General features: G+C 58.1%; 18 protein-coding genes. 12 read left to right on the forward strand and 6 right to left on the reverse strand.

Annotated features, from left to right (window positions below):
• The first annotated feature begins 116 nt into the window (after window positions 1-116).
• From RTM13_RS18700 to RTM13_RS18710, 3 genes are read left to right on the forward strand one after another with little or no spacing between them, the layout of a single operon-like run.
• Window positions 117-1,406 (forward strand): TolC family outer membrane protein, encoded by a 1,290-nt coding sequence (locus RTM13_RS18700; protein ID WP_312214136.1) that lies wholly within the window; start codon window positions 117-119, stop codon window positions 1,404-1,406.
• 23 nt (window positions 1,407-1,429) lie between these two features.
• The gene (locus tag RTM13_RS18705; RefSeq protein WP_312214084.1) at window positions 1,430-3,562 is read left to right on the forward strand and encodes a type I secretion system permease/ATPase; all 2,133 of its coding nucleotides are present in this window, start codon (window positions 1,430-1,432) and stop codon (window positions 3,560-3,562) included.
• Window positions 3,563-3,572: 10 nt separating this feature from the next.
• Window positions 3,573-4,742, forward strand: a complete 1,170-nt coding sequence (locus tag RTM13_RS18710) for an HlyD family efflux transporter periplasmic adaptor subunit (protein WP_312214086.1) — start codon at window positions 3,573-3,575, stop codon at window positions 4,740-4,742.
• Between the two features lie 60 nt (window positions 4,743-4,802).
• Here the strand turns inward: RTM13_RS18710 and smpB are convergent, their stop codons facing one another.
• Window positions 4,803-5,285 (reverse strand): SsrA-binding protein SmpB, encoded by a 483-nt coding sequence (smpB, locus tag RTM13_RS18715; RefSeq protein ID WP_312214088.1) that lies wholly within the window; start codon window positions 5,283-5,285, stop codon window positions 4,803-4,805.
• A gap of 154 nt (window positions 5,286-5,439) precedes the next feature.
• Here smpB and RTM13_RS18720 point away from each other — a divergent pair, with 154 nt between their 5' ends.
• A complete protein-coding gene (locus tag RTM13_RS18720; RefSeq protein ID WP_312214090.1) occupies window positions 5,440-5,877 on the forward strand; it encodes a type II toxin-antitoxin system RatA family toxin in 438 nt (145 codons plus the stop codon).
• Window positions 5,867-6,157 carry an RnfH family protein gene (locus tag RTM13_RS18725; RefSeq protein ID WP_312214092.1) on the forward strand — a complete coding sequence of 97 codons (291 nt, stop codon included), beginning with the start codon at window positions 5,867-5,869 and terminating at the stop codon, window positions 6,155-6,157. The genes RTM13_RS18720 and RTM13_RS18725 overlap by 11 nt, the downstream gene beginning before the upstream one ends.
• 62 nt (window positions 6,158-6,219) lie before the next feature.
• Here RTM13_RS18725 and bamE read toward each other — a convergent pair whose 3' ends face one another.
• The 3 genes from bamE to nadK all read right to left on the reverse strand — a co-directional run bounded on the left by bamE (window position 6,220) and on the right by nadK (window position 9,332).
• Window positions 6,220-6,558, reverse strand: coding sequence for an outer membrane protein assembly factor BamE (gene bamE / locus RTM13_RS18730; protein WP_238081059.1), 339 nt, complete (start codon window positions 6,556-6,558; stop codon window positions 6,220-6,222).
• A gap of 147 nt (window positions 6,559-6,705) precedes the next feature.
• Window positions 6,706-8,367 carry a DNA repair protein RecN gene (gene recN / locus RTM13_RS18735; protein ID WP_312214094.1) on the reverse strand — a complete coding sequence of 554 codons (1,662 nt, stop codon included), beginning with the start codon at window positions 8,365-8,367 and terminating at the stop codon, window positions 6,706-6,708.
• Window positions 8,368-8,453: 86 nt separating this feature from the next.
• Complete coding sequence (gene nadK / locus RTM13_RS18740; RefSeq protein WP_312214096.1) at window positions 8,454-9,332, reverse strand: NAD(+) kinase; 879 nt, start codon at window positions 9,330-9,332, stop codon at window positions 8,454-8,456.
• 121 nt (window positions 9,333-9,453) lie between these two features.
• Here nadK and grpE point away from each other — a divergent pair, with 121 nt between their 5' ends.
• Window positions 9,454-10,047, forward strand: coding sequence for a nucleotide exchange factor GrpE (gene grpE, locus RTM13_RS18745; RefSeq protein ID WP_312214098.1), 594 nt, complete (start codon window positions 9,454-9,456; stop codon window positions 10,045-10,047).
• A gap of 119 nt (window positions 10,048-10,166) precedes the next feature.
• On the opposite strand, the gene RTM13_RS18750 is transcribed toward grpE, so the two are convergent.
• Both RTM13_RS18750 and RTM13_RS18755 read right to left on the reverse strand, forming a co-directional pair.
• Window positions 10,167-11,453 (reverse strand): HlyC/CorC family transporter, encoded by a 1,287-nt coding sequence (locus RTM13_RS18750; RefSeq protein ID WP_312214100.1) that lies wholly within the window; start codon window positions 11,451-11,453, stop codon window positions 10,167-10,169.
• Between the two features lie 29 nt (window positions 11,454-11,482).
• The gene (locus tag RTM13_RS18755; RefSeq protein ID WP_312214102.1) at window positions 11,483-12,274 is read right to left on the reverse strand and encodes an inner membrane protein YpjD; all 792 of its coding nucleotides are present in this window, start codon (window positions 12,272-12,274) and stop codon (window positions 11,483-11,485) included.
• A gap of 165 nt (window positions 12,275-12,439) precedes the next feature.
• On the opposite strand from RTM13_RS18755, the gene ffh reads away from it, so the two are divergent.
• The 6 genes from ffh to RTM13_RS18785 all read left to right on the forward strand — a co-directional run bounded on the left by ffh (window position 12,440) and on the right by RTM13_RS18785 (window position 16,497).
• Entirely contained in the window at window positions 12,440-13,804 is a 1,365-nt protein-coding gene (ffh, locus tag RTM13_RS18760) for a signal recognition particle protein (protein ID WP_312214104.1), read from the forward strand.
• 141 nt (window positions 13,805-13,945) lie between these two features.
• Window positions 13,946-14,194, forward strand: a complete 249-nt coding sequence (gene rpsP / locus RTM13_RS18765) for a 30S ribosomal protein S16 (protein WP_042387512.1) — start codon at window positions 13,946-13,948, stop codon at window positions 14,192-14,194.
• Between the two features lie 15 nt (window positions 14,195-14,209).
• A complete protein-coding gene (rimM, locus tag RTM13_RS18770; RefSeq protein ID WP_312214106.1) occupies window positions 14,210-14,749 on the forward strand; it encodes a ribosome maturation factor RimM in 540 nt (179 codons plus the stop codon).
• A gap of 43 nt (window positions 14,750-14,792) precedes the next feature.
• On the forward strand, window positions 14,793-15,560 hold the full coding sequence (trmD, locus tag RTM13_RS18775; RefSeq protein WP_042387508.1) for a tRNA (guanosine(37)-N1)-methyltransferase TrmD: 768 nt from the start codon (window positions 14,793-14,795) through the stop codon (window positions 15,558-15,560).
• A 40-nt stretch (window positions 15,561-15,600) separates the two neighbouring features.
• Window positions 15,601-15,948 (forward strand): 50S ribosomal protein L19, encoded by a 348-nt coding sequence (rplS, locus tag RTM13_RS18780; RefSeq protein ID WP_006178051.1) that lies wholly within the window; start codon window positions 15,601-15,603, stop codon window positions 15,946-15,948.
• 147 nt (window positions 15,949-16,095) lie between these two features.
• Window positions 16,096-16,497: a DUF2946 domain-containing protein gene (locus RTM13_RS18785; protein ID WP_409456063.1), complete on the forward strand. Its 402-nt coding sequence runs from the start codon at window positions 16,096-16,098 to the stop codon at window positions 16,495-16,497.
• Window positions 16,498-16,518 lie beyond the last annotated feature (21 nt).

The following is a 16,518-nucleotide window of genomic DNA, read 5'->3' on the forward strand; positions in this document are numbered from 1 at the left end:
TGCCTCAGGGATGAGGCATAAAAGATTATAAAAATATCACCAGGGACAGTCAGGGTGGATAGATGAAAGCAAAGGCATTGTATGTTGTTCTGCTGGCCGCGCTCGGAGCGAGCGTGATGACCTCAGCATATGGAGAAGAGCAGTTTAACTGGCAGGCCGCACCCGGAGAGCAGCTCCAGGCGCAGCTGACCATCAAAGAAGCAATTTTACGTGCCTTCGCCCGCAACCCCAAAATTGCCCAGGCGGCGGCGCAGATCCATGTTGGAAAGGCCAATCTCGACGAGGCGCAGAGCGCCTGGTTTCCCCAGATATCCCTGCAAGGTAACGTTGGGCGTTCGCACCGCAACGACTCGGCAGGCTCCCTCAACAATAACGGCTCCGGCGGCGTCAGCCTTAAGCAGCTGATCTACGACTTTGGTAAAACCGGCGGCAGCATCGATGAGCAACATAACCTCTCCGACGCCTACCGCTACGATCTCTATAACTCACTCAATGAGGTAGGGATGGAGACGCTGCAAACCTATCTACAGGTTAAGCGCTACCAGGCGCTGGCCGAGGCGGCGCGCAAAAATATCGTCTCATTGCAGAGCGTGCAGGAGATGGCGGATCTGCGCGCAGAGGCGGGACTAAGCTCCCAGTCCGACGTGCTACAGGCGCAAACGCGCATTGCCGGGCTGAACGCCTCCCTCGCCCAGTACGAGGCGCAGACCCGCTCTGCCCAGGCGGCGCTGAGCGTGCTCACCGGCGTGATGTCGGACACGCTCCCCGATCTGCCTGAAGATCTGATGAAGCAGAAAATTACCCTTAATTCGCTCCCCTACGAACGCAGCAATGCGGTGCGCAGCGCCCAGTCGAGACAGCTGGCGGCGGACGATCGCATTCGCCAGGCCCAGGCCCAGCACTGGCCGACGGTCTCGGTGCAGGCGGGCAGGACGCGCTATCAGAACGACGACGACAGCTACTGGGATGACCAGGTGCAGCTGGTGGTGGATGCCCCTATCTACCAGGGCGGGGCCGTGGGCGCCCGCGTTGATGCCGCCGAAGGGGACAGAGCCAGCGCCCGGGCGCAGGTGGAGGCCAGCAAGCTGGAGATCAACCAGCGCGCCGCTACCGCGTGGGCCGACCTCACCGGGGCGCAGCAGCGTCAGCGGGCAGGGGATGCCCAGTACCTGAGCGCCGATCGCGCCCGGGGGGTCTACCGCGATGAGTATCGCCTGAGCAAACGCAGCCTTAACGATCTGCTCAGCATTGAGCAGGACGTGTTTCAGGCCGATACCGCGTCGATTACCGCCCGCTATGACGCCTGGGATGCCGCGGTACGCTATGCGGCCGCCGCAGATAATCTATTGGATATGTTAGGCATTGAGCGTAGCCGCACCATCGGCGATACCCTGCCATCACTTTAAGCGCTAACGGCCAAGGAGTAGTTATGCAACAGCCGGATACCGAGAGCTGGATCAATGTCATGGTGCGTGCGGCAGGGCGATTTGGCCTGCCAGCGGACGCGCCTGCCGTACGCCAGCAGATGCGCTGGTTTGAGAGTCTGCCGCTTAACGCGCGGCTGGAGAGATTAAGTGGCCTGATGGGATTGCAGGTGCGCGTGGTGGAGCTGGAGAAGATGCGCTGGAACGCGCAGAACCTGCCGGTCATCGTTCAACTTGAGTCCGGCGAGCTGATGCTGCTGGAGACTATCGACGCTGACGGGCTGGTGGCCTACTGGCTCAGCGAGGGGGGCGATCTGGTGCGCGAGGAGGCGCTGGAGACGCTGCTGACCCGCGTCAAGCCGGAGGTGGTGATGTTAGGCATCGCCGCCCGCGGGCGCGACTCTCGCATCGACGACTTTACCCGTCCCTGGGAGGAGCACTGGTTCTGGCGGCACTTCCGCCATGCCAAGCGCAAGCTCTCGGAGATCGCCCTGGCCTCGGTGCTGGGCAACGTGCTGGCCCTGGCGGGGATCCTCTTCTCGATGCAGGTCTATGACCGCGTCATTCCCGCTCAGTCGATCCCCACCCTGTGGGTGCTGTTTATCGGCGTGCTGTTCGCCGCCCTGCTGGAGTTTATGATCCGCCTGGCGCGTACCCACGTCTCCGACATCATGGGCAAACATATCGATCTCAACGTCTCCTCGCTCTTCTTTGCCCGGGCGATGGCGATCAAGAACGATTCTCGCCCCAAATCTACTGGCTCGTTCATCTCCCAGCTGCGTGAGATCGACCAGGTGCGCGAGCTGCTCACCTCGACCACCGTCGGCGCGGCGATGGATATCCCGTTTGTACTGCTGTTCCTCGGCATCATGGCGCTGGTGGGCGGCCCGCTGGTGATCATCCCCCTGATCGCCATTCCGCTGATTGTGATCCCTGGGATCCTCGTCCAGTGGCCGATGGCGAAGCTGGCGAAAGAGGGGATGCGTGAGAGCGCGATCCGCAACGCGGTGCTGGTGGAGTCCATCGAGGGTGTTGAAGATATTAAAGCCCTACAGGCCGAGCCCTATTTTCAGCGTCAGTGGGAGCACACCCATGCCGTGGGGGCTAACATCGGCATGAAGCAGCGCGTCTGGGGTGCACGCCTGAGCGGCTGGGCCTCTACCGTCCAGCAGATCACCTATGCCGGGATGCTGGTCTTCGGCTGCTATCTGGTCATGGAAGGCAACATTACGACCGGTACGCTGGTAGCCTGTAGCCTGCTCTCGTCGCGCACCATCGCGCCGCTGATGCAGCTGACCATGGTCTTCTCCCGCTGGCAGCATGCCAAAATGGCGATGAACGGCCTCGACGATCTGCTCAAGAAGCCGCTGGATAAGAGCGCCGACCAGAAGATGGCCCACTGTCCGGTGCTGGCCGGTCACTACCAGGCGCAGAAGGTGCAGTACAGCTACGATCCCGAGAAGGGCGATCAGGCGGTGCAGATCGACGGTCTGGAGATCAAGCCCGGCGAGCGGGTGGCGATCCTTGGCAAGACCGGGGCGGGTAAATCGACCCTGCTAAAGCTGCTCTCGGGCCAGGCCCAGGCCAGCAAAGGCAAGATGATTATCGACGGCGTCGACATGGCGCACATCGATCCCATGGATGTTCGCCGCCAGGTGGGCTATCTCTCCCAGGATTCGCGCCTCTTTTTCGGCACCCTGCGGCAGAACCTGATGCTGGGCCACCCCCACGCCACCGAGGCGGAGCTGATCCAGGCCCTGCGCATCAGCGGGGCGATCGGCATGGTGCAGCAGGATGCCGCCAGCCTCGACCGACTGATCAACGAGGGCGGACGCGGCCTCTCCGGCGGTCAGCGGCAGATGGTGCTGCTCAGCCGCCTGATCGTGCGTAACCCGCAGATTGTTCTGCTCGACGAACCCACCGCCTCAATGGATGAGCAGCTGGAGGCGTGGGTGATCCGCCAGCTCCAGCAGTGGCTCACCGGACGCACCCTGGTGCTGGTGACCCACCGCCCGGCGCTGCTGAACCTGGTGGACCGGATTGTGGTGATGGAGAACGGCAAGGTGATTGCCGACGGGCCGCGCGACACCCTGCTGCAGCAGGCGGCGCGCAACAGCAACGTGGCATCGGTAGCCTGAGGAGCGAGTAATGAGTCAACTGAGTATGCAGGACGATCTCGCCCGTCAGGGGCGGTTCTACTCGTCGGTGATCTGGCTGGCACTGGCGGGGCTGCTGATCTTCGTAGTATGGGCATGGTGGGCCATTCTGGATGAGGTGACGGTAGGCACCGGCAAGATCACGCCATCAAGCCACGCTCAGGTGATCGAGAGCCTCGACGGCGGTATCGTCAGCGCGATGCTGGTGCGCGAGGGGGATATCGTCGAGCGCGGGCAGATGCTGGCCCGTCTCGATCCCACCCGTTTTCAATCTAACTACGGCGAGTCGGCGGCCCGGGTACGTGCGCTACGGGCCTCCAGCGAGCGCCTGCGCTCGGAGCTGACCGGGGAGCCGCTGCGCTTTAGCGAAGAGTCGATGCGTGAGCCGGATCTGGTGGCGCGTGAGCGTCAGCTGTATGAGTCCCGGCGGCGCAACCTGAACGAGACGGTGGCCAACCTGAAGAAAACGTATCAGCTGGTGATGTCGGAGCTGCGCATGACCCAGCCGCTGGTGGCGAAGGGGGCGGCAAGCGAGGTGGAGGTGATCCGCCTCCAGCGACAGGCCACCGAGCTGCAGGGCAAAATCGACGAGGCGCGAAATCAGTTTGCGGTACGTGCCCGCGAGGAGCAGGTGAAAACCAATGCCGATCTCGACGCGCAGATCCAGGCGATGAGCGGTAAGGCAGATCAGGTGGATCGCGCTACGCTCTTTTCACCGGTGCGCGGCATCGTCAAAGACATTCAGGTCACTACCGTCGGCGGCGTCCTGCAGCCGGGTGGCAAGCTAATGGAGATTGTTCCGCTGGAGGATCAGCTTCTGGTGGAGACGCGCATTAACCCGCGGGATATCGCCTATATCCGTCCAGGCCTGCCCGCGACGGTGAAGGTCACGGCTTACGACTCGTCAATCTACGGTAACCTGACCGGCCAGGTGGAGGTGGTGTCGCCGGATACGCTACAGGATGAGGTGCGTCGGGATCAGTTCTACTACCGCGTCTATGTGCGGACCAAAAGTGCCGAGCTACAAAACAAGAGTGGCCAGCGCTTCCCGATCCTGCCGGGCATGGTGGCGAACGTAGAGATTAAAACCGGGCAGAAATCGGTGATGGACTACCTGATCAAGCCGCTGAACAAGGTCAACGAGGCGCTACGCGAGCGCTAGATAATCCGTTGTACGCACACCCTCTCCCCAGCGGAGAGGGAGGTGCTGCAAGCGTAGAGATTAGCGTCCGGCGTTCTTCATAATGCGGGCTTTATCTACCTGCCACTCGCGCTCTTTCACATCGGAGCGTTTGTCGTGCTGTTTCTTACCGCGGGCGACGCCGATCTTCACTTTGCACCAGGCATTTTTCCAGTAGAGCGACAGGGCGACAACGGTATAGCCTTCGCGGTTTACGCGGCCATAGAGGGTGTCCAGCTCGCGCTGGTTGAGCAGTAGCTTGCGGTTACGAGTAGGGTCGCAGACGACGTGGCTCGAGGCAACGCTCAGCGGCGTAAAGTTGGCCCCGAACAGGTAGGCTTCGCCCTCAATCAGGATCACATAGCTGTCGCCGATGTTTGCCTTCCCGGCGCGCAGGGACTTCACTTCCCAACCCTGGAGAGAGAGGCCCGCTTCAAACTCTTCCTCGATAAAATATTCGTGACGGGCGCGCTTGTTTAGCGCAATGGTAGCGGAACCCGGTTTATGTGCTTTTTTCTTTGTCATAAGTATCGTAAATCGTCGGTAATCAGCTGTTGAAAAATACCCCATCTATCCTGCGAGGTGTAACGCGTTATATTAGCATGAGTTTGGCTTTGCGTTTTCCTTTCCTGGGCAGGAAATGTTATTATTTATGAGGTGTAGACCTCAGGATAACGCTATGCCGCAGATAAGCCGAACTGCTTTAGTGCCTTACAGCGCAGAACAGATGTATCAATTAGTGAACGACGTAAAGTCCTACCCGGAATTTTTGCCAGGCTGTACCGGCAGCCGGGTACTGGAGGCAAGCCCGACGCAGATGACGGCTGCCGTTGATGTCTCGAAGGCGGGCATCAGTAAGACGTTCACCACCCGTAACACACTTACCAGCAACCAAAGCATTCTCATGCAGCTGGTGGATGGTCCCTTTAAGCAGCTGATGGGTGGCTGGCGGTTTACGCCGCTGAGTCCGGATGCTTGCCGTATCGAGTTCAATCTGGACTTTGAATTCACCAACAAGCTGATCGAGCTGGCCTTCGGCCGCGTGTTTAAAGAGCTGGCCTCAAACATGGTGCAGGCGTTTACCCATCGCGCCAAAGAGGTTTACAGTGCCGGATGAGATTCGCGTTGAAGTGGCTTACGCCCTGCCGGAGAAGCAGTACCTGCAGCGCGTGACGCTGAGCGAAGGGGCAACGGTAGAAGAGGCGATTAACGCCTCTGGCCTGCTGGAGCTGCGCTCGGATATCGATCTTGCGAAAAACAAAGTCGGTATCTTCAGCCGTCCGGTAAAGCTGGCCGACGCGGTGCAGGATGGTGACCGGGTAGAGATCTATCGCCCGCTGATTGCCGATCCGAAAGAGCTGCGGCGTAAGCGCGCAGAAAAAGCGGACGACGAATAGCGTCCTTGCTGGCACAAAAAAAGCGCTCACTGAGCGCTTTTTGTTTTTTTACCTGGCGGAACCTAGTTGGTCAGGGCCGGTTTGTTGTCGATGTTGGTCAGCACACCGTTGCTGTTAAAGGTCAGGGTCAGCGTCTGCTGCGTGACATCCTCATGGCCAGGCTGCTGGCGGAACACGTAGAACCAGGTGTTGGTACCAAACGGATCGCTCATCATCGGGGTACCCAGCGCATAGGCAACCTGCTGTTGCGTCATGCCAATACGAATTTTAGAGATGTCGTTAGGTGCCAGATAGTTCCCCTGGTTGATATCTGGGCGGTAAACCACTTTCTCCAGAGTGGAACAGCCAGCAGTCATCATCAGAAGAACCGCTGCGGCAGCAGTCAGCGTTTTACAGCGCATAGTGATTTGGTTCCTTTTCGGGCCTGGTAGTACGCGGCTCATTTGTAATATGCCGATAATAATAGACCTTTAGCGAGTTTGAAACCTCTGCTATTGGATCCAGCGGCGATTTTATGTCTCACTATGACCCGGAATTAGCCGAAAAGTTTAGGCTGCGAGTAGTTCTTTCGCATTAGCCAGCGTGTTCCGGGTGACTTCGCTACCGCCCAGCAGACGCGCCAGCTCCTGCAACCGCGCCTTTTTATCCAGCGGCTGCATGTGCGTCTCTGTCATAGCACCGTCGGTCTCTTTGCTGACGTAGAAGTGGTGGTGACCACAACCCGCCACCTGCGGCAGGTGCGTTACGCACATCACTTGGGTGGACTCGCCGAGCTGGCGCAGCAGCTTACCAACTACGGCCGCGGTCGGGCCGCTGATACCTACGTCAACCTCATCGAAAATCAGCGCCGGGGTCTCCATCTTACGGGCGGTAATCACCTGGATCGCCAGAGCGATACGCGACAGCTCACCGCCGGAGGCGACCTTCGAGATGGCCTGCATCGGCTGGCCCGGGTTGGTGGTCACGCGGAACTCAATGCGGTCCGCGCCTTCCAGCGTCAGGTGACGCTCGTCAAAGCTGACGTCAATGTGGAAGCGACCGTGCGGCATCGACAGGGCATGCATGCTCTCGGTGATTAGCCCGCCCAGCTCCTGGGCATACTTCACTCGCTGCGCATGCAGCAGTTGCGCGGTGGCCAGCGCCTGCTGATGGTGCTTCTGCACCGCCAGGGAGAGCGTCTCCTGGGAGTCGGCCTGATCGTCAAGCTGCTGCTGCTCATCAAGCAGTGCCTGATAGTGCGCCGGCAGCTCTTCCGGAGTGACGTGGTGCTTGCGCGCCAGCGAAATCTGCTTCGCGATACGCTGCTCCAGCTCGTAGAGGCGGTTCGGATCGAGGTCGAGGCGGTCGCAGTAGTGGCGCAGCTCGTCGCTGGCCTCGCTCAGCTGAATGGCGGCCTCTTCCAGCATATCGAGCACGCTGGAGAGTTTGCTGTCCATGCCCACCAGCTCGGTGACCATCTGACGCGCGGTATAGAGCTGGCTCTGGAGGTTGGCGTCGTCGCTGTCGGCGAGCAGCGTCAGGGCGTGCTGGCTGGTGCTCAGCAGCTGACCGCTGTTGGCGAGACGCTTGTACTCTTCGTCGATGCGCTCAAACTCGCCCGGCTGCGGACTGAAGTCGTTCAGCTCTTTCAGCTGGTAGTGCAGCAGCTCGGCGCGAGCGCTGCGCTCCTGGCTCTGCTGCTGATGCTGGGCCAGCTCGCGGCAGCTGTGGTTCCACAGGCGGTAGTGCTCTGCCATCTGCTGGGTGAGGGCATACTCACCGGCATAGCCATCGAGCAGGGTTTTCTGGTGATCGGATTTGGTCAGCAGCTGATGCGCGTGCTGGCCGTGGATCTGAATGAGAAGCTGGCCCAGCTCGCGCAGCTGGGAGAGCGGCACCGCCGTGCCGTTAATAAAGCCGCGGGAGCGGCCGTCGCTGCTGATGACGCGGCGCAGCAGGCACTCACGGCCATCTTCTAGCTGGTTCTCTTCCAGCCAGCGCTGGGCAGCCGGGGTATCTTTCAGGGAAAAGCGGGCGCAGAGATCGGCGCGTGCGGCGTCGGTGCGAACCATGTCCGCTTCCGCACGCCCGCCGAGGCACAGCCCGAGCGCATCGATGGCAATGGATTTACCCGCGCCGGTTTCGCCAGTAATGGCGGTCATGCCGCTGTGAAAATCAATTTCCAGCTCGCGAACAATTGCAAAATTACTGATGGTCAGTTGTGCCAGCATAGCCGCTTTCCTGTATGAAAAACCATAACTGTGTTTTCGTACAGTATAAACAGGTTTTATATCCAGTAAAGCACCCGCCGTCGATTTCAGAACAATTTTTTTGACCAGCCGAGTTTGGAACTCAGGGTATTAAAGTAGCTGTAATCTTTCGGATGGATCAGGTTGAGATGGTAGTCACAGCGGCGGATTAACACATCCTCGCCCTCCTGGATCGGCAGCGCAATCTGGCTGTCGCAGCTGATCTCCAGATCGTTACGCCGGTGGGAGAAACGCAGGCGAATGGTGCTGCTGCTGTTGATTACCAGCGGGCGAGCTGAGAGCGTATGCGGGAACATCGGTACCAGGGTAATGGCGTCCAGCGACGGAGTCAGAATTGGGCCGCCCGCAGACAGCGAGTAGGCCGTAGAGCCGGTGGGGGTGGAGATGATCAGGCCATCCGAGCGCTGGGAGAAGGCAAACACCTCATCGATATAGACCTCAAACTCGATCATATGCGCTACCTTGCCCGGATGGAGAACCACCTCATTGATGGCGGTGCTGATCCGCTTCTGGCAGTCATGCTGGCACACCTGCGCCTCCAGCAAAAAGCGCTTTTCGCTGATGTAGTGCCCTTCGAGCACGTCCGCCAGCTGCTGCTGGGCGTTGTCCGGATCGAGATCGGTCAGAAAGCCGAGGTTGCCACGGTTAATACCGATGACCTTAATATCGTAACGCGCCAGGGTGCGGGCCGCGCCGAGCATATTGCCGTCGCCGCCGACCACCACCGCCAGATCCGCCTGCTGGCCAATCTCCGCCAGCGTGCCGGTGCGCACGTTGGTGAGCTTTAGCTCCTGGGCAATCTGCTGCTCAACGATAACGTCATATCCCCGGCTGGACAGCCAGCGCCAGAGCATCTCATGTGTGGTCAGCGCCGTAGGGTGACGCGGGTGGCCGACAATCCCAATACACGTGAAATGAGTACTCATTATCTGGAGTCCTTTTGCCAAATGAAGGGTGACAATCTTAAGGCTTCTCTTGAAACCGTAAAACTGATCCCCATAATAAGCGAAGTTAGCGAGATCAATGCAAAAAAACGCGGAGAAATTCATGAGTAGTAAAGAACAGAAAACGCCTGAGGGGCAAGCCCCGGAAGAAATTATCACGGAGCAGCATGAAGAGGTTGAGGCAGTAGAGCCTGACGCTTCTGTTGAGCAGGTGGATCCGCGCGATGAGAAAATTGCGAACCTCGAAGCACAGCTGGTTGAGGCGCAAAATCGCGAGCGTGACGGTGTCCTGCGCATCAAAGCGGAGATGGAGAACCTGCGTCGCCGTACCGAGCTGGACATTGAGAAGGCGCACAAGTTTGCGCTGGAGAAGTTTATCAATGAGCTGCTGCCGGTGATCGACAGCCTGGATCGCGCGCTGGAAGTGGCGGATAAAGCTAACCCAGAGCTGGCACCGATGGTGGAAGGTATCGAGCTGACCATGAAGTCGATGCTGGACGTCGTGCGCAAGTTTGGCGTTGACGTGGTTGCCGACACCAACGTGCCGCTGGATCCGAACGTTCACCAGGCGATTGCCATGGTTGAATCTGAAGATGTTGCAGCAGGCAACGTACTGGGCGTGATGCAGAAGGGTTACACCCTGAACGGCCGCACCCTGCGCGCCGCGATGGTCACCGTCGCGAAAGCGAAGGGCTAATCAGCACCACAGTAAGCACGGTGTAATTTGTAGGCCCGGTAAGCGAAGCGCCACCGGGCGTTACTGTGCTGAGGCTGCTATGCCGGGCGGCGGCTCATGCCTTGCCCGGCCTACATCTTTTACTCTGTCACGCTCTCCCGCAGCGGTTTAACCGGCAGCACCTTCACCTGCTTAATCATGTTGTCCTGCACGTCGAGAATATCGATATCGTACTGGGCGATACGTACCCGCGTGCCTGCGGCGGGGATCTCCTCTAACGCCTCCAGCAGCATGCCGTTGATGGTGCGCGCCTCCTCTTCCGGCAGCTGCCAGTTAAAGGCTTTATTTAGCTCGCGCACGTTGGCGGTGCCGTCGATGATCACCGAGCCATCGTTTTGCGGCGTGACCTCTTCTGCGAGGGTAGGGGACATTGAGGTGGTAAAGTCGCCCACGATCTCTTCGAGAATATCCTCCACCGTCAGCAGGCCCTGCACGTCGCCGTACTCATCTACCACCAGCCCAACCTTCTTCTTGTTACGTTGGAATTTCACCAGCTGAACGCTGAGGGGGGTGCCTTCCGGGATGTAGTAGATCTCATCCGCCGCCCGGAGCAGCATCTCTTTAGTAAACTCCTGCTTCTCGGTCATCAGGCGATAGGCTTCGCGCACCCGCAGCATGCTGATGGTGTCGTCCAGCGATTCGCGATAGAGCACGATGCGCCCATGCGGAGAGTGGGTTAGCTGGCGAACAATGGATTTCCAGTCGTCGTTGATATCGATACCGACAATCTCATTGCGCGGCACCATGATGTCGTTAACGCTGACCTTCTCCAGATCCAGCACCGACAGCAGCATATCCTGGTTACGGCGTGACATCTGCGAGCGCGATTCATGCACGATGGTGCGCAGCTCCTCTTTACTCAGGGCGCTGCTCACCACGACGTCGGCCTTGATGCCTACCATGCGCATCAGCAGGCGGGTCACGGTGTTGAGCAGCCACACCAGCGGCATCATGACGATCTGCAGCGGCCCGAGCAGAACGCTGCTGGGGAAGGCGACCTTTTCCGGGTAGAGCGCGGCGATAGTTTTCGGCAGCACCTCGGCAAAGACCAGCACCACAAAGGTGAGTACCCCGGTCGCAATCGCCACCCCGGCGTTGCCGTAGAGACGCATTCCGACAATGGTGCCGATAGCGGAGGCGAGGATGTTAACCAGGTTGTTGCCGATCAGCACCAGGCTGATGAGACGGTCAGGCTTGCGCAGCAATTTTTCAACGCGCTTTGCTGCGCGGTTGCCCTGCTTCGCCATGTGACGCAGCCGGTAGCGGTTCAGCGTCATCATGCCGGTTTCAGAGCCGGAGAAGTAGGCGGAGATCACCACCATGACGATCAGCGTGATAATCAGCGTGGTGGTGGAGATGTGTTCCAAGAGAGTTCCTTACGTCTTAACGGGTGTGCTTAGCCAGCAAACTGCTGAACAACGCGGCTGCCAAAGTAGGCCAGCGTGAGAAGGCCTGCGCCCGCCACGTTAAACCAGACCACCGGGCGGCCGCGCCATCCTTTATGATAGTGCCCCCACAGCAGAACGATATAGACAAACCAGGCAATGATTGAGAGCACCGCCTTATCAATGTTCTCCATGCTGAACAGATTACGCATGTAGAACAAGCCGGTGCAGAGCGTCAGGGTGAGCAGCACCACGCCGATCTGGGTGATGTGGAACATCTTGCGCTCGATGCTCATCAGCGGCGGCATCTCGCTGCTGAAGGCCAGGCGCTTGTTCTTCAGCTGGTAGTCGATCCACGCCAGCTGCAGGGCGTACATGGCAGCGATAATCAGCGTTGCATAGGCAAACAGCGACAGGCCAATGTGCACCATCATGCCCGGCGTCGCTTCGAGGTGGGTGATGAACTCATTAGGTACAAAGGTGGCGAAGGCCAGGTTAATCAACGCGAAGGCGTAGACGATAGGCAGCAGCAGCCAGCCGCGATTCTTCGAGGCCACGATAGTCATTACCGTACAGATCATCAGACTGACCAGCGAGCCGACGTTGAGCAGGCTCAGGTTCTGTCCCGTATCGCCGTCGGGAAAAATGCGCGCCTCCAGGGCCAGCGCATGGCTCACCAGGGCGATGACCGCAGAGATGATAGCCATCCGTCGCCAGCCGCTGTTTTTTTGCAGCAGGCCGGGAATAATCAGCGCCAGACTGACGGAGTAAGCAATAAGCGCAAGCAGGGCAAAAACGGGCATAGTGATGTCGATAGTTGCAGTAGATAGAAGAGAGGCAGTATAGCGTTACGCGACCTTACCTCCAACCCTTGCATCCCAACAGCAGCGGCTTCATGTTATACTGCCGCAAAATCGTATTTATGTGTCGCTCAGGCGGCCAACCGTTTCCACCCCAGGTGAAAGACAATGTTTGATAATTTAACCGATCGTTTGTCGCGCACGTTGCGCAATATCAGTGGCCGTGGACGCCTCACCGAAGAGAACATCAAAGAGACGCTGCGCGAAGTGCGAATGGCACTGCTGGAAGCGGACGTCGCCCTGCCGGTTGTACGCGAGTTCATTAACCGCGTAAAAGAAAAATCGGTTGGTCATGAAGTTAACAAAAGCCTGACCCCAGGTCAGGAGTTCGTCAAAATCGTACGCGGCGAGCTGGTTGCGGCGATGGGCGAAGAGAACCAGGTGCTTAACCTGGCCGCGCAGCCGCCTGCGGTGGTGCTGATGGCGGGCCTGCAGGGTGCGGGTAAAACTACCAGCGTCGGTAAGCTAGGTAAGTTCCTGCGCGAGAAGCACAAGAAGAAGGTGCTGGTGGTCTCTGCCGACGTCTATCGCCCGGCGGCGATCAAACAGCTTGAGACCCTGGCTCAACAGGTCGGCGTCGATTTCTTCCCGTCCGACGTGGCGCAGAAACCGGTTGATATCGTTAACGCGGCGCTGAAAGAGGCGAAGCTGAAGTTCTACGACGTGCTGCTGGTGGATACCGCCGGTCGTCTGCACGTTGACGAAGCGATGATGGACGAGATCAAACACGTCCACGCCGCCATTAATCCGGTAGAGACGCTGTTCGTGGTCGATGCCATGACCGGTCAGGACGCCGCCAATACGGCGAAGGCGTTCAACGAAGCGCTGCCGCTGACCGGCGTGGTGCTGACCAAGGTCGACGGTGACGCCCGCGGCGGTGCGGCGCTCTCTATTCGCCACATCACCGGCAAGCCGATCAAGTTCCTCGGCGTGGGTGAGAAAACTGAAGCCCTGGAGCCGTTCCACCCGGATCGTATCGCCTCCCGTATCCTCGGTATGGGCGACGTGCTGTCGCTGATCGAAGATATCGAGAGCAAGGTAGACCGCGCTCAGGCAGAGAAGCTGGCGAACAAGCTGAAGAAGGGCGACGGCTTTGACCTCACCGACTTCCTTGAGCAGCTCAAGCAGATGAAGAACATGGGCGGCATGGCCAGCCTGATGGGCAAGCTGCCGGGCATGGGCCAGCTGCCGGACAACGTTAAATCCCAGATGGACGACAAAATTCTGGTGCGTATGGAGGCGATCATCAACTCGATGACGCTGAAAGAGCGCGCCAACCCGGACATCATCAAAGGCTCCCGCAAGCGCCGTATCGCGGCGGGCTGCGGCATGCAGGTGCAGGACGTCAACCGTCTGCTGAAGCAGTTCGATGACATGCAGCGCATGATGAAAAAGATGAAGAAGGGCGGGATGGCAAAAATGATGCGTAGCATGAAGGGGATGATGCCGCCCGCAGGTTTCCCGAAGCGCTGATATGGCCTGGCTTACTTGCCTGCGATTTCGATGTATTGATTGCTTTTTGCCGGGAAACGAGTAAAATTTTCGGGCTTTTAATATGACACCGGGCTCCGTTCCTCGACGGGGCCTGGTGTTTTATTCACACAAGAGGATGTTATGGTAACTATTCGTTTAGCTCGTCACGGCGCTAAAAAGCGTCCGTTCTACCAGGTTGTTGTTACTGACAGCCGTAATGCACGCAACGGTCGCTTCATTGAGCGCGTTGGTTTCTTCAACCCGATCGCTAGCGAAAAAGAAGAAGGCACCCGCCTGGATCTGGATCGCATCGCTCACTGGGTTGGCCAGGGCGCTACCGTTTCCGATCGCGTTGCTACGCTGATCAAAGAAGCAAACAAAGCAGCTTAATCTGTCACGGTGGTCATGATGAGCATTAAAGCACCTGTTGAACCGATCGTATTGGGAAAAATGGGTTCTTGCTACGGGATCCGTGGTTGGCTCAGAGTGTTTTCCTCCACTGAAGACGCTGAAAGCATTTTTGATTACCAGCCCTGGTTTATCCAGAAGGCCGGTAAGTGGCAGATGGTCGAGCTGGAAAGCTGGCGTCACCACAATCAGGACATCGTCATTAAGCTGAAAGGCATTGATGACCGTGATGCTGCGAATGCGCTGACTAATTGTGAAATTGTCGTGGATTCGTCGCAGTTGCCGCCGCTCACTGAGGGTGACTACTACTGGAAAGACCTTATGGGCTGCCAGGTAGTGACTACAGAGGGGTACGCCCTGGGGAAAGTCATCGATATGATGGAAACCGGGTCAAATGACGTTCTCGTCATCAAGGCAAATCTGAAAGATGCGTTTGGTATCAAGGAGCGGCTGGTTCCGTTCCTCGATGGACAGGTTATCAAGAAAGTCGATCTCACTACTCGCACAATCGAAGTAGATTGGGATCCTGGTTTTTAAACCTCCGGATAAACGGTAGGCACGGCACGATGGGGATTGGCTTGTGTTCATTGGTATAGTTAGCCTGTTTCCTGACATGTTTCGCGCCATTACCGATTACGGGGTAACTGGCCGGGCCGTTAAAAATGGCCTGCTGAGCATCCAGAGCTGGAGTCCACGTGACTTCGCTCATGACCGGCACCGTACCGTGGACGATCGTCCTTACGGCGGCGGACCGGGGATGCTCATGATGGTTCAGCCCTTGCGGGATGCCATCCACGCAGCGAAAGCCGCGGCGGGTGAAGGCGCAAAGGTGATCTATCTGTCACCTCAGGGACGCAAGCTTGATCAAGCGGGCGTCAGCGAACTGGCAACGAATCAGAAAATGATTCTGGTGTGCGGGCGCTACGAAGGGGTCGATGAGCGTGTGATCCAAACCGAAGTCGACGAAGAGTGGTCTATCGGCGATTACGTGCTCAGCGGTGGTGAGTTACCAGCAATGACGCTGATTGACTCGGTTGCCCGGTTTATTCCAGGCGTACTGGGGCATGAGGCTTCGGCAACGGAAGATTCCTTTGCCGATGGGTTGCTGGATTGTCCACACTATACCCGTCCTGAGGTGTTAGAAGGCATGGAGGTTCCGGCGGTTCTGCTGTCGGGTAACCATGCCGAGATACGTCGCTGGCGTCTGAAACAGTCGCTGGGCCGCACCTGGCTTAGAAGACCTGAACTTCTGGAAAACCTGGCTCTGACTGAAGAGCAAGCAAAGCTGCTGGCGGAGTTCCGAAAAGAGCACGCACAACAGCAGCAAATACATGATGGGATGGCGTAAGCCTCCAAATATCAGTTTACCCAGGATAAGAGATTAAATTATGAGCAACATCATTAAGCAAATTGAACAAGAGCAGATGAAGCAGGACGTACCTTCCTTCCGTCCGGGTGATACCGTGGAAGTGAAAGTATGGGTTGTTGAAGGTTCCAAAAAACGTCTGCAGGCATTCGAGGGCGTGGTTATCGCTATTCGTAACCGCGGTCTGCACTCTGCATTCACTGTTCGCAAAATTTCCAACGGCGAAGGCGTTGAGCGTGTCTTCCAGACTCACTCTCCGGTAGTTGACAGCATTGCTGTTAAACGTCGTGGTGCTGTACGTAAAGCTAAACTGTACTACCTGCGTGAGCGTACCGGTAAGTCTGCTCGTATCAAAGAGCGTCTTAACTAAGATTCGCTGTCGCGACATCCTGATAAAAAGGGGCTGGCCTGTGGGCTGGCCCCTTTTTTTTTATGCCTGTAGGCGCGATCTGTTAACCCCTGCGTTATAAATCCATTACAATGTCCCCTCTCGACCGGAGGGCTAGTGGCTAACCTGATGCATCACTCAACATGGAAACGCGCAGCGGCATTGACCGCGCTGTTTGCGATCCTGCTGATCGTGATTGCACCACTGATCTCCGTCGCGCTGCAAAAAGACCCTATGAGCGCGATGCCAGGCATGCATCACGAGATGTCGATGATGCCTGAACATCATGCGATGCCCGAGCATCAGCCCGCATCGCAAAGCATACCTGTCGATCATGCCGAAGCGTGTGGCTACTGCGTGCTGTTAGCGCACGTGCCAGGCGTGATCCTTGCGCTTATCGTTCTGCTCTGTGGCGTGCTGCTCAGGCTGCGGACCACACCACCGCGGCCCGCCGTGCATCACTGGCACTTCTTCCCCTGGCTCTGCCCCGATACCCGCGCCCCGCCGCGCCTGTCTGCTTTTTCCCTTTAAAAACAAAATCACTCACTTTTT

The organism is Pseudescherichia sp. (genome assembly GCF_031979925.1).
Classification (GTDB): Bacteria; Pseudomonadota; Gammaproteobacteria; order Enterobacterales; family Enterobacteriaceae; genus Pseudescherichia.